Here is a 13,710-nt window from a genome sequence, read left to right as displayed (position 1 = left end):
ACAACTCCCCTTTAGGGGGGGTACTATTCCGTCCGGAGGCTCTTAACCGGATTGGCGACAGCCACTTTTATAGCCTGTATACTTACCGTCAATAAAGCGATAAACAAAGCCATCATTCCGGCCATCAGGAACACCCACCATTCCAGACTGATATGATAGGCAAAATTCTGCAGCCAATTATTCATGGCCCACCAGGCCAGAGGGGAGGCGATCAGAAAAGCTATCCCGACCAGTACCAGGAAATCTTTGGATAACAAAGTGAATAGTGAACTCACGCTTGCCCCCAGCACTTTTCGTACTCCAAATTCCTTGGTCCGTTGTTCTGCCGTGAACATGGCCAGCCCCAATAAACCCAGACAGGAAATAAAGATCGCCAGGCAGGCGAAACAATTGGATAAGTTATTTACGATGGCCTCACTCTTATATAATTTCTGATATTCTTCATCGGAAAACTGATAACTAAAGGGAAATTGTGGATTTAACTGCCGGCAAAGCTGTTCCAAACCGGCGATAGCCTGCCGGGTCTTCCCCGCTTCCGTACGGACAAGTGCATTTCCCCATTCTTCTTTTTCCCGCAGACGCACTATAAGGGGATTAATCGGCGCATGCATGGAATTGAAATGAAAGTTTTTTAGTATGCCAACGATCTTGCCTTTTTTCTGCCAGAACGTAAGCGGTTTACCGATTGGGTCCTTATAACCGGTTCTTTTTACCGCTTCTTCATTCAGCAAATACCCTACGGAGTCCGTAGCAAAATCTTTGGAAAAATCCCTGCCCGCGATCAGTTTCAGCTTCATCGTCTTTACAAAATCATACCCAACCGATACATTGGTGAACATGGGTTTGGAATTAGGGTCTTTCCCATCCCACTCCACTCCACCTGTTCCGTTTTCTATGGAAGTTGGCGCCTGGGAGATACGGGTTATTTCCCTGACACCCGGGATACGTGCTGCCTCAGCTTTAAATAATTGATATTTTTCCGTCAGGGTTCCTTCCAGGGGAATATACACCAGGTTCTCCCGGTCATAACCAAGATTGATTGTCTGGACATAACCCACCTGCCGGGAAACGACGATTGTTCCGATGATCAGAAGAATAGAGAGCATGAACTGGAATACCACCAGGCCTTTGCGGAACCAGGCTGCCGGGGAGGAAAATTTCATAGATCCTTTTAATACCCGGATCGGCTGAAAGGAAGAAAGGAAAAGGGCCGGATAACTTCCGGATATTGCTCCTGTGATCAGTGTAAGAGAAACCAGGCTTAGCCAGAAAGAAGAAGTTCCGTAAGGAAAGGATATTTGTTTACCGGTCAGGTGGTTGAAGGCTGGCAGTACCAGTATAACCAAACCGATCGCCAGGATCATGGAAAAAAAGGATAAAAGCACCGCCTCGCTGAGAAATTGCCGGATGAGAGCAGGCCGGACGGCGCCTACTACCTTCCGGATGCCGATCTCCCTGGCTCTTTTTACGGAACGCGCGGTAGTGAGGTTCATAAAATTGATACAGGCGATGAGCAGGATAAAAATGCCGACAATACTGAACAGACGGACATATTCAATGCGACCGCCAGCAGGCTGCCCATTCTTGAAATTGGAATGCAGATAAACATAGTCGAATCGTTGCATGCCCAGTTCAATCCGGAATCCTTTGTCCTGTTCTTTGTTATAATTATCAAGAAATTTGGTGATCTTTCGGGTCACCAGGGCAGGATCTGCATCGGGGCGTAATAAAAGTAAGGTGCGGGGGCCATTATTTCCCCATCCCTTTGCCCAGGAGTTGTCCTCCAGGAAACCTTCCCAATTGATTATATAATCAAATTTATCCGAGGTGTTTTCCGGCAGATTTTCGAACACAGCCGTAACCGTGAAATTCTTTTTGTTTTCGAACCGGATCGTTTTACCGATAGCCTCCCGGGGAGACCCGAAAAAATCAGCTGCCATTTTCCGGGATATGGCCAGGCTTAACGGAGTGGCAAGTGCTGTGGCCGGGGTCCCCTGCAATAAAGGGTAACTGAACATGGCAAAGAAGTCGGCACTGGCATGGCTGCCTTCTTCCTTTATTATTTTATCGCCGGCCTGAAAAGTATTTTTATCCCTCCAGCTAAAACCGGAAGCCATTTCTACTTCCGGCAGCATCTTTTTTAGCTCAGCCGGTAAAAGCCCCGGTGTATAAAAACCCGATTCTATTTTCCCGTCATAATATTGCCTTTCATAAATGGTGTACAGGCGCCCGGAATTGGCATGAAAAGCGTTTACGCTTCGTTCGTCCCTGATCCAAAGCAGGATAAGTAAACTGCAGCACATTCCCATGGCCAGGCCAAATATATTCAGGAAACTATATCCTTTGTGCTTCCACAGATTGCGAATGGCTACTTTAAAGAAATTCCTTAGCATAATTCAGGCTTTTTCCTGGCCAACAGGCAGGCAGATAAAATATTGTAAAAATAACTAATTCGAAACTCCCCTTTTTAAAAGGTCCGGAATTAAGGTCGGTCGGACAGAAAAAAATGTTGCACGGATTCCGACAAAAATATTTGTTGATTCTGAACATTTTAGCATGTATTTTGCCAATTCCAGGGGCTCCACTAAACTATTGGTCCTTAAAAAAGTCAAATCATCTGCAAAACAAGGCAAAGCAACTATAAAACTATTTTATGAGACCATTTTTCGCGGTTTTCCTTTCTTTGGTGTCCCTTACCTTATTATTTAGCTGCAGCAGTTCCAGAAAGACTTCCAGGGATAGTTATGTTCCTTTTACGAAGGATTTAAAAGAACGATTGGAAAGGGATAGTATCGATCTGAAACAGGTACAATTCTATATCGATCAGAAATTGATCTTGTCCAGGAACCTGGGAGATCAAAAAATGGTAGTCAGTTCCGGCGTCGTGAAACTGGAAAACGGAAAATTCATCAATGAGGTCATCGTTCCGGCCTTCACCCCGGGGATATGCGAAAACGCGGCTAATGACAAGTTGATGGTCAGTTTTGAGAAAGGCAATAATGATCTCGCTTTTGGCCCAGGCAGCGGGTATACCTACAATAAATATGTGCTTTACGGAACAGAATGGAGGAATGGAACCGCTGCGGTAACCTTTGACTCCAATAAATTCCGGGCCCGCTGTGCTTCCTGCCCGGATGTCGCATCCGTCACCCTGGTTGTCCGCAAAAACGAAATAGATAAGATAGAGCGGAAAACGCGCACCCTTAAAGGAAGAACGGTGAATAATTAATTTTCCCGATCTTAATTTTTCCGATCTTTAGGGTTCCTGATCTGATCCATCCATGGCAAGAAAAAGAACGCCTAAATTATTAGCCGGTTATACCCATCACAATAAAGTAAGACTGGTCCATGGCGGCCGGGATTACTTTTCTGTATTGATAGAACTGATCGATCAGGCAAAATCCTCCATTCATTTACAGACTTATATTTATGAAGAGGACGAAACAGGCCGGCAGGTAAGCGATGCCCTTATCCGTGCCGCCCAAAGAAAGGTAGCCGTCTTTATTTTATTGGATGGTTATGCGTCCCAGGATCTTCCCAAGGCATTTATAACAAACTGGAAAAATGCCGGCATACGGTTCCGTTGGTTCTGGCCCCTGTTGAAAAGCCGTAATTTTTATCTCGGGCGCAGATTGCACCATAAAGTCCTGGTAACGGACGGGTCATACGGACTCGCTGGTGGAGTCAATATCAGCAACCGGTATAACGATGTAGGTGATATAAAAGCCTGGCTGGACAGAGCCTTGCTTGTCGAAGGAGAAGCGGCATTGAAACTGCATATTATATGCAGGGACATGTGGGCAAAGTCGTATTGGAAAAAAGGAACCGGGCTGGAAAAAGGATTTAAGAACTGGGTGCCGGGCATAGTAACACCCGAAGAGTGTATGGTCCGGATCAGACGTAATGACTGGGTGCAGGCAAAAAACCAGATCTCGGGAAGTTACCTGGAAATGTTCAGAAATGCCCAATCCCGCATTACCATTATGTCCAGTTATTTCCTTCCGGGTCCTGTATTCCGAAAAAATATGTCCCTGGCGGCAAAAAGAGGGGTTTCTATTAAAATAATCATTGCAGGAGTATCGGACATAAGGATCTCCAGATTAGCCGAACAATACATGTACCGCTGGCTTTTCCGTAACAATATTGAAATTTACGAATACCAGGATACCATACTTCATGGAAAAATGGCGACCTATGACGGGATCTGGATGACCGTCGGTTCATACAATGTAAATAAGATCAGTGCTTATGCGAGTGTGGAATTAAATATGGATGTACGGAATACCCCTTTTGCCACAAGCGTCCAGAAAGAAATGGACGGGATTATCCGTGACCATTGCGTAAAGATCACGCAGGAGTCATTCTTCAGTCATAATACCCTATGGCATCGTTTCCTGCAAAAGGTCGCCTATGAGACGATCCGTTTTCTTTTCTTTCTTTTCACTTTTTATTTTAAGCAGGAAAAGGAATCCGTTGACTGATTATTCATTTATTACCCTTCTGCTCCTTTCCATTTTTTCCCATTTCCTTTTCAGTATTTTCTTTAGCATCCTTTTCCTGATCTTTACGATCCTTCTCCATTTCCCGGTAGATTTCCGGTGTCTGGTTCCTCCTGATCTTTATTCCCCCGATCCTTTTGATAAAATCCCTGACTGTCTGTCTGTTCCAACCGGCAAACCGTCCCCTTTGCACGATCACCGTATTGTCATCCGGGTGCTCCAGGAAATAATGAAATACAAATGGAGCTTGTCCGTCCTCCCAGCCTTTTATCTGTCCGAACCGGAGATCGTTGAAGACCAGCCCTCCCCCCTTCCATCGGTCAATCGTGTAATAACCCTGGCAGAATTTTAATAAGGGTCTAACGCCCTCGTCTTTCCGGAAGGGCGTTAATAAAGAATCATTACGGGGAAAATAATGAAAATCGATAGTGGGCTGCTTATCGAATACAGACCGGTACCCGGTATAATATCCATGTTGATCTGCAACAACAATATACCAGAGCCAGCTATTCATAGGAGTAGGGGTAGTAAAAAAACGGGTTTCGGTGATCTGTTGTCTTTGCAACTCTTTTTGAACCGCGGATGCGATCCTGTTTTTATTGATAATGCAATAGCCAAGATAACTACAGCTAAGGATAAGTCCGAACCCTATCCAGCCTTTCCGGGCAGGATTATCCTTTTTCAGGATCAACAGAGCCAGAAAGGAAATACCCAGCCAAACCGAAAAAAACGGATCTGCCACAAACAGCACGTTAAAAGAAAAACGGTGATGACTGAAAGGCTCGAACCAACCTGTACCATAAGCATTAAAAGCATCGAGAACGATATGTACCAGCAGTTGAAGACTCCAGAAAAAAAGCCATCGTTGCCGGCTTATGGGATATTCTTTATATTTCCAGGCGGAAGCTCCCGCTAACAGCAAACCCAGCACAAGAACAAACAATAGAGAATGAGTAATGCCGCGATGCGCATATACATCATGCGGCGTATCCAACCAAAAGGAGGCTACAAAATCAATATCAGGGAGACTTTGAGCCACCGCACCTAATACCATGGCTTTTTTTCCCAGTCTTCTCCCTAAGATCGCATCACCCAGGGTCGCACCCAAAACTATGTGTGTGATTGTATCCATCTCTGTCTTTCAATATTATCCGATCGACCTCATTACCGCATTCCACAAACCGATACGGCATTCCAGGGCGGCAATGGCGAAAGAGGCCGCCTCCTCCCATTTCTGCACATCATCCCCGCATAGGTCTTCCAGCATAGCTGTAGCCAGGATGCTGTGATGACCGCCATCCACTTCTATATGGCGCTCCATATAATATTTGAAAATAGTGAGTTCCCCGGGTGCTGCTTTGGAAAAATCATTTACGAACTGCAGGAACATATCAGGGATCAGGTCTTCCCGGCCAAAGGTAAAAACAGATGCCACAGCATGCAATTTCCCGGAGTCGATCACATCGAAAGTAAACCGCAGGAAATCGCAGATCTCCTGATCGGTGACATTCATGGATATGGCTTCTCTTACTGGTTGTCCTTCTTCAATAGCGCCGATCAGTGCCTTTACCGGTCCGGTAGAGGCTCCTGCCTGCTCCATAGCCCGCAGATAAAGTTCAAAATGACTGGTCCGTCTTCCCTCTTCATCCACATCGCTCTCTTCACCCAGGACGATCTCATTGATCAGATAACGCGTATTGCCTTTTCCCTTGGGAGTCCAGGGAATACTTACCGCTGTCAACGCCTTTTGCAAGGTTTTGAGCAGGGACATAAAATCCCATACGGCATATACATGCACCTGCATAAAACGGCGCAATTCTTCCGACCCGCGGATACTATGGTAAACCGGGTGCTCCATTAGCCGGGTGCGAACCGGCCCGATCTTTTCTTTTAATAAGGCTACATGTTTATTCATATCACTTACCTCCTTTACTTTACCGCTTTTACTTTATCACTTTTCCATGACCTGTTCCCGTGACTTTTTTTCCAACTTATTTTTTCTTAATTACTCTTGTAGCTCCTGAGGTGGAGCCGGCAATGACAATATCCGCCATATTGATGAACAAACCATTTTCCATCACGCCGGTAATACCATTGACCTGTTCATGTAATGACGCCGGATCAGCGATACGTTGGAAGGCGCAATCAAGAATATAATGACTGTTATCCGTCAGGAACACCTTATTATCCGCCATCCGGAGTGCCGGCTTACAACCCAGCGCTTCGAGTTTGCGCCGGGTAAGTTCCCATCCGAAAGGAGCTACTTCAACAGGCAGGGGGAATTTGCCCAATTTATCTACCAATTTGGTTTCATCTACTATAATGATATAGAATTTTGTCGCTGCCGCAACGATTTTTTCCCGCAAAAGGGCACCCCCTCCTCCTTTTATCAGATTAAGCTCTTCGTCTACTTCGTCTGCCCCGTCAATGGTAATATCCAGATGATCGATCTCCGGGAATGTCACCAGCGGTATACCCACCTCCCTTGCCAGTGCTTCCGATTGCATGGAAGTAGCTATCGCTCTTGTTTCCAGGCCATTCTTTACCATCTCCCCGATTCCCTGGATCGCCCAGTATGCCGTGGAACCTGTACCCAGACCAAGGGTCATGCCTCCGCGGATATATTCTATGGCTTTTCCTGCGGCTATTTTCTTACCGTTTAGGGCTGAATTTTCCATAATTTTTTAAAAGTTGAGGTGGTTCAAAATAAAGCAGCAATATAAATAACAATCAATTATTTATGCGCGATCCGGGCGTCTTTTTCCTCTTATTCCGGAAGGGCCGGGGCCCATTTTTGGGGTATTTCCCACTGGTCCGGTAGGAAATAAGACGGAATATCCTATATTTGTAATATTATCTATCAAATGAACCAGGTATACCTCCATAGAAATTGTTGTTGTTGTTGTAAGCCAACCATGGTTATTTTGGTGGAGGATGACCTCTTATAAGCTGAATAAAAAAAATGTGTAAACATATTTAAAAGCTCCACCACCAGTGGAGCTTTTTTTATTTAAAATCAGAGATGCAAACAACAACAGAAAGTAGAGTGAGTAACGACCTGATCGCAGCCGTCCGATCTCTTGGAGCCAGGATCGGCCATACTCCTTTGCACTCATTTACCTGGCTGGCGCAAAAAAAGAAGATACAGATCTATGCCAAAAAAGAATGGATGCAATTATCAGGAAGTGTTAAGGCGAGGGCTGCTTATAATATTATCCGTCATGCGATTGAAGAGGGTGAACTGGATGCCGGTCAGACCTTATTAGATGCCACCAGTGGTAATACCGGCATCGCCTATGCTTATATCGCAAAAGAACTGAATATTCCCGTAGCCTTATGCCTTCCGGAGAACGCGTCCCGGGAACGTAAGGAAATACTTCAATCCCTTGGGGTACAGTTGATACTGACCTCCCGTTTTGAAGGTACGGACGGAGCGCAGGGAGTAGCAAAGGCCCTGGCAGAAGAAAATCCGGGCCGTTATTTTTATGCAGATCAATATAAGAATGAATATAACTGGAAAGCACATTATTATTCCACCGCCCCTGAGATCTTCGAAGAAGTTCCCGGTATCACGCATTTTGTGGCAGGATTAGGGACTACCGGCACATTCGTGGGTACAGGCCGGCGTTTGAGAGAATTAAATCCTTCCATCCGGCTGATCTCCCTGCAACCGGATTTTGCCCTGCACGGACTGGAAGGATGGAAACACCTGGAGACGGCCCTTGTTCCTGCCATCTATGACCCAACAGTTGCGGATGAAAATACAGAGGTCAGTACGGAAGAAGCACATGCCATGATAAAAACCGTTTACCAACAGGAAGGTTTGCTACTCAGTCCTTCTGCAGCAGCCAATCTGGCCGGCACCCTGCGTATTGCCCAAACACTGGAAGAAGGCATTCTGGTCACGGTGCTACCCGACAATGCAGAAAAATACAGCGAAATCATTCAAAAAATAATTTAACATGCTCATTATCGAACCTTCTGTAAACAAAAGCCTGATCGAAGATGCCGTCAATACCTTTCCGGATGAATGTTGCGGTTTCCTTTTCGGAAGGGAAGATGGAAATGGGGTAAGGATCATTACCCAAATGCTGGTAGTGGACAACTCCAAAGAGGGGGATAAAAGACGCCGTTTCGAGATCTCTCCTTTCGATTATATGCGTGCCGAACAACAGGCATTGGATAATGATCTCTCTTTACTAGGGGTATATCATTCACATCCCAACCATCCGGCCATACCTTCGGAACATGACCGCAAGGCAGCCCAGCCCTATTTCTCTTATCTGATCATTTCGGTAATGAACAAAGAGATCATTACCCAACGTTCCTGGTTATTGAACGAGGAGCAACAATTTGAAGAAGAAGCAATAACCGAACATCTGTTCATCGATAATAACACAAATACGATCCCATCACTTATAAAAGAATAATCAAAATGGCTACTGTCATCATCCCCACTCCTTTACGGAAATTCACGAATAACACCGCCCGGCTGGCAGTCAGCGCGGGTACTATCCAGGATACAGTAAAAGAACTGACCCACAACTTTCCTGACCTGAAAAAGCATCTCCTGGATGAAGCAGGAAAAATCCGTTCTTATGTCAATGTCTTTGTCGGCAGTGACGATATCCGGGACCTTCAACAGGAAAATACCATCGTCAAAGAAGATACCGTGATCAGCATCGTTCCGGCCATTGCGGGCGGAGCGCCTGCGGGAAATGGGTCGGGAACCAAAGAATCGGTTTTCTCTAAGGAAGAACTCGCGCGATACAACCGGCATATCATTATCCCGGGGTTCGGCATGGAAGCGCAACAAAAATTAAAAGCGGCAAAAGTATTGGTGATCGGGTCCGGCGGCCTGGGCAGCCCGGTATTGTTATATCTGGCGGCCGCAGGCGTAGGCACCATCGGAATCGTTGATTTTGATGTAGTCGACGACAGCAACCTGCAAAGACAAGTTCTTTTCGGGATCGATGAGATTGGCAAACCTAAGGTAGAAGCAGCCAAAAGACGGCTGGAAGCCTTAAACCCCTATATCCGTCTTCAGATCTACAACACTCATCTTAACTCTCAGAATGCACTGGAAATCATACGGGAATATGATGTGATCGCTGATGGAACGGATAATTTCCCTACCCGTTACCTGGTTAACGATGCAGCGGTTTTATCCGGCAAACCGAATGTATATGCTTCCATTTTTCAATTCGAAGGACAGGTTTCCGTATTTAATTATAAGGATAAGCAGGGAATTACAGGACCTAATTACCGTGACCTTTACCCTACCCCCCCACCTCCCGGTTTGGTTCCCAGTTGTGCAGAGGGCGGAGTCTTAGGCGTATTACCGGGCATTATCGGAAGCCTGCAGGCCCTGGAAGTCATCAAGGTGATCACCGGTGTAGGAGAAACCCTCTCCGGACGTTTTTATATTTTTGATGCCTTGAATTTCGAGAGTAACACATTTACGATCAAACGGAGGGAAGACAATCCCATCAATGGAAAGAACCCCACTATCACAGGCTTGATCGACTACGAACAATTCTGCGGAATGCGTGCCGTAGAAGAAAAACCGTTAAAAGAAATAACGGCAAAAGAATTGTACGACCTGCAGGTCACCGGCGAAAAATTCCAATTGATCGATGTACGCGAACCGCATGAATATGATATCGTAAATATCAACGGAGAACTGATTCCGCTCGCAACGATAGCGGACAACAGCGAAAAGATCCAGACAGATAAAAAAGTGGTTGTTCATTGTAAGATGGGAGGGCGCAGCGCCAAAGCCATTCGCGAACTGGAGGAAAAATTCGGATTTACCAATTTATACAATCTCAAGGGAGGAATACTGGCTTATATAGACGAAGTACAGCCTGAATTGACAAAATATTAGGAGCACCATCACCCGCGACGCGGGCTCCAATCGTGTCCATTAAAAGGATCATTAACAGGATCCATTAACAGGATCGATAAACAGGGCCCATTAGTGGCGGATGTTTTCGGGTTTACCGGATTGCCCGGACAATTTTTTGCCATCCGCAATCCCTGCTGCATCATAGCCGCTCAGCGGGTGAACGGAGCCTATAGCGATGGATGACTGTACCGCCCCCGGACCCGATCCGGGAATCCCGGTAGAGAACTTTGCTGAAAAAACGGCCAACAGGAGCACAATCAGAAAAAAGGAGACAGGTGCCAGGCGTTGCATAAAATAAATTGTTTTATTACATAAACATTCCTGATGCCCTGGCAACTGCTGACAATCAGGAACGAACAACCACCTGCCATTCCATCTAAATCGAGCCTGCCAACCAGGGTATCAGAGAATTAAATATCTTGAAATATAGAGCCTCCGGAACTATGGTAAAGATAAATACCGGATTCCGGGTTTCCAAGTAATTAGTCTACTATTTTTATAGACTTATAAAAATAAATCCTGAATAATCCGGGCCAGCGTTCAAAAGAAGCTGCCTGTTCTAATAATCCAGTAACCGTTCGATTATTTCCGCAACTTTTGCCGGATTAGGCAACATGGCATTTTCGAGGATCGTGCTCATGGGAACGGCAGGAAGATTCAGGGCCCCAGCCACTTCCACCGGTGCGTCAAGATTGGACCAACATTTTTTGGAGATACGCCAGGCCAATGCCTCGGCAAACGAATTGTTCTGCTGTTCCTCAGTAAGTACCAGACATTTCCCATGGCGGGAAACTACGCTGAATACCAATTCCTCATCCAGGGGAAACAGGGTTCGCAGATCTATGATCTCCACCTGGCCTGGAAATTCCTTAGCTGCCGTTTTGGCCCAGTATACGCCCATCCCATAGGTAATAATACAACAGGTCTCCCCGCTGCTGACCTTGGCAGGATCTGCGAACAAAACAATATTTCCCTTGCCCAGGGGTAAAATATAATCTCTCGAAGGTTCGATGGTCTTTGCCTCTTCGGTCCCCGGCACCTTACTCCAGTAAAGTCCTTTATGCTCCAGCATGATTACAGGATTGGGATCGAGAAAGGCAGCCTTCATCAGCCCTTTCATATCAGCCGTATTGGAAGGATAGACGATTTTTATTCCTTTGATCGAAAGCAGGGTGCTTTCCATACTACCGCTATGGTAGGGCCCTCCGCCGCCGTATGCGCCGACAGGCACCCGGATCAGGGTCTGTACAGGAAATTTCCCGCAACTCAAATAACAGGATTTGGAGATTTCCGTAACCAGCTGGTTGAAGCCGGGATAGATATAATCGCCAAACTGAACCTCTACGATTGGTTTGGCGCCGGCAGCACTCATTCCGACTGTGGATCCAATGATATATGCTTCCTGGATGGCGGTATTAAATACGCGGTGATCACCGAACTTTTCGGCCAGGGTCGCAGCCTCCCTGAATACCCCCCCCAGGCGCCGGCCTACGTCCTGTCCATATAATAAGGCCTCAGGACAGTCTTCCATAATCTCCCGGATGGCAAATAATGCAGCATCAACCATCATTACCTTTTCCCCTTTGGCAGGACATCGCTCTCCCTTCTCTTCCGTTACCGGAGTAGGTACAAAAATAAAATCTTCCACTGTCGATGGATCAGGGTCGGGTGCAGCGAGCGCTTTTTCGAATTGCTCCGCAACAAACAGAGCAGCATCCTTTTCCACCTCTGCCAATTGCTCTTCTTCCACTCCTAACTCCCGTAAACGGGCACGCAACTTTGGAAGAGGGTCTTGCAAAGATTGCTCCTGCAGTTCTTCCGGGCTACGGTAAAATTCTTTCCTCACGCCACTGGTATGATGCCCAAGCAAAGGAACCTTAGCCTGTACCAGGTATGGACGTCTTCCTCTCCTGACATCACTTATTACCCGGTCCATGGCCTCATAACATTCCTGGAAATCAGTGCCATTGACCCGTAAACGCCCCATTCCCTTAAACCCTCCTGCATATTCATAGGCATCCATCACCCGTGTTTCTTCTGATCTTGCACTGATTCCCCAGTCATTATCCTGGACCAGGTAAATAACGGGCAAAGAATTCAGAACGGCAAATTGAAAAGCTTCGCTGACCTCACCTTCCGTAACACTTGCATCACCCAGAGAGCAGACTACAACAGGAGATTCACCTCCTTCGCTTTTCCGTACCAAAGAAGAACCGATGGTTTCCAGATAAACCAGTCCCTGGGCAATCCCGGTAGTTGGAATAGCCTGCATGCCGGTGGCGCTGCTTTGATGAATAATACCGGGTTTTCCGGGTCCTTTGTAATTAGGATGCGAATAATATTCCCTGCCGCCGGTGAAAATATCACTGGCCTTGGCCAGCAATTGACACATTAACTGGAACGGCTCAAAACCGAGTCCAAGCAACAAACTTTCGTCCCGGTAATAAGGACTTACCCAGTCACAGGGTTGAAGATGAAAAGCGGTAGCTAATTGTATGGCCTCATGGCCTCTTGAAGTGGAATGAACATATTTGCAAATGCTGCGGTTGCTCTCATAAGTGACAGCCATTTCCTTTGCTGTACACATGAGCCGGTAGGCCCGGAATAAAATTTCAGCTGTGATCATGAACAAGCAAATATGAGTGGAAGCCGGTTACTTTATTTCCAGGGTCAATAAACTATCGTCTTCAATAAATCCCTCGAGCTCATCACCAACCACACACTCTCCCACACCTGCCGGAGTACCGGTAAATACCAGGTCCCCGATATTGACGGAAAAATAATTGGAAATATAGGCCACTATTTTGTCAAAACTGTTGATCATCAGACTGGAATTACCCTGCTGTACCAATTCTTTGTTCTTGTACAGACAGAAATTCAGGTCCTTTTTATTCTTAATATTGGGAATAGTGATCCATTTTCCAATGGCGGCGGAATTATCCCAGGCTTTGGCTTTTTCCCAGGGAAGACCTTTTTCCTTAAGCTCGTTCTGGATATCACGGGCAGTAAAGTCGATGCCGACCGTCAATGCATCGTAATATTTACTGGCAAAACGATCTTGTATATACTTACCATTCTTGGAGATACGAAGCACTAATTCAGCCTCATAGTGCAATTCGTTAGTGAATTCCGGATAATAGAACGGCGTATGTGCCTGCAGCAATGCGCTTTTAGGCTTCATAAATATGATAGGCTCGTCCGGAACTTCATTATTTAACTCCTTGGCATGAGCCACATAGTTACGGCCAACACAGAATATTTTCATATTCAATCAGGGTTTTTAAATAGAAAATTCTTGATTCA

Annotated in this window: 12 protein-coding genes; 5 read left to right on the top strand and 7 right to left on the bottom strand. The window is 46.0% G+C overall.

The genetic code is table 11. The features are described from left to right. Positions 1 to 23 precede the first annotated feature (23 nt). Entirely contained in the window at positions 24 to 2,393 is a 2,370-nt protein-coding gene (locus ACX0G9_RS14610) for an ABC transporter permease (protein ID WP_459065663.1), read from the bottom strand. Between the two features lie 260 nt (positions 2,394 to 2,653). Here ACX0G9_RS14610 and ACX0G9_RS14605 point away from each other — a divergent pair, with 260 nt between their 5' ends. Further along, positions 2,654 to 3,229: a hypothetical protein gene (locus ACX0G9_RS14605; protein ID WP_459065662.1), complete on the top strand. Its 576-nt coding sequence runs from the start codon at positions 2,654 to 2,656 to the stop codon at positions 3,227 to 3,229. 52 nt (positions 3,230 to 3,281) lie between these two features. Continuing rightward, positions 3,282 to 4,481, top strand: a complete 1,200-nt coding sequence (locus tag ACX0G9_RS14600) for a phospholipase D-like domain-containing protein (protein WP_459065661.1) — start codon at positions 3,282 to 3,284, stop codon at positions 4,479 to 4,481. 4 nt (positions 4,482 to 4,485) lie between these two features. Here ACX0G9_RS14600 and ACX0G9_RS14595 read toward each other — a convergent pair whose 3' ends face one another. From ACX0G9_RS14595 to rpiA, 3 genes are all read right to left on the bottom strand, one after another. Then, complete coding sequence (locus tag ACX0G9_RS14595) at positions 4,486 to 5,631, bottom strand: metal-dependent hydrolase (RefSeq protein WP_459065660.1); 1,146 nt, start codon at positions 5,629 to 5,631, stop codon at positions 4,486 to 4,488. A gap of 15 nt (positions 5,632 to 5,646) precedes the next feature. Then, complete coding sequence (locus tag ACX0G9_RS14590; protein ID WP_459065659.1) at positions 5,647 to 6,414, bottom strand: DUF3050 domain-containing protein; 768 nt, start codon at positions 6,412 to 6,414, stop codon at positions 5,647 to 5,649. 76 nt (positions 6,415 to 6,490) lie between these two features. Next, on the bottom strand, positions 6,491 to 7,177 hold the full coding sequence (gene rpiA / locus ACX0G9_RS14585; protein ID WP_459065658.1) for a ribose-5-phosphate isomerase RpiA: 687 nt from the start codon (positions 7,175 to 7,177) through the stop codon (positions 6,491 to 6,493). Positions 7,178 to 7,521: 344 nt separating this feature from the next. On the opposite strand from rpiA, the gene ACX0G9_RS14580 reads away from it, so the two are divergent. The 3 genes from ACX0G9_RS14580 to moeB are packed head-to-tail and all read left to right on the top strand — an operon-like array spanning position 7,522 to position 10,386. After that, positions 7,522 to 8,460, top strand: coding sequence for a PLP-dependent cysteine synthase family protein (locus tag ACX0G9_RS14580; RefSeq protein ID WP_459065657.1), 939 nt, complete (start codon positions 7,522 to 7,524; stop codon positions 8,458 to 8,460). A 1-nt stretch (position 8,461) separates the two neighbouring features. Continuing rightward, positions 8,462 to 8,929 carry a M67 family metallopeptidase gene (locus ACX0G9_RS14575; protein ID WP_459065656.1) on the top strand — a complete coding sequence of 156 codons (468 nt, stop codon included), beginning with the start codon at positions 8,462 to 8,464 and terminating at the stop codon, positions 8,927 to 8,929. Between the two features lie 5 nt (positions 8,930 to 8,934). Continuing rightward, a complete protein-coding gene (moeB, locus tag ACX0G9_RS14570; protein WP_459065655.1) occupies positions 8,935 to 10,386 on the top strand; it encodes a molybdopterin-synthase adenylyltransferase MoeB in 1,452 nt (483 codons plus the stop codon). Positions 10,387 to 10,476: 90 nt separating this feature from the next. Here moeB and ACX0G9_RS14565 read toward each other — a convergent pair whose 3' ends face one another. From ACX0G9_RS14565 to ACX0G9_RS14555, 3 genes are all read right to left on the bottom strand, one after another. Beyond that, on the bottom strand, positions 10,477 to 10,698 hold the full coding sequence (locus ACX0G9_RS14565; RefSeq protein ID WP_459065654.1) for a hypothetical protein: 222 nt from the start codon (positions 10,696 to 10,698) through the stop codon (positions 10,477 to 10,479). A gap of 268 nt (positions 10,699 to 10,966) precedes the next feature. Further along, the gene (locus tag ACX0G9_RS14560; RefSeq protein WP_459065653.1) at positions 10,967 to 13,033 is read right to left on the bottom strand and encodes an alpha-ketoacid dehydrogenase subunit alpha/beta; all 2,067 of its coding nucleotides are present in this window, start codon (positions 13,031 to 13,033) and stop codon (positions 10,967 to 10,969) included. 27 nt (positions 13,034 to 13,060) lie between these two features. Beyond that, entirely contained in the window at positions 13,061 to 13,672 is a 612-nt protein-coding gene (locus ACX0G9_RS14555; protein WP_459065652.1) for a fumarylacetoacetate hydrolase family protein, read from the bottom strand. Positions 13,673 to 13,710: the final 38 nt, after the last annotated feature.

The sequence above is a fragment of the Flavitalea flava genome, from assembly GCF_054461575.1.
The sequence above is the reverse complement of the archived record's forward strand: the minus strand, read 5'-3'. Positions and strand labels throughout refer to the sequence as shown.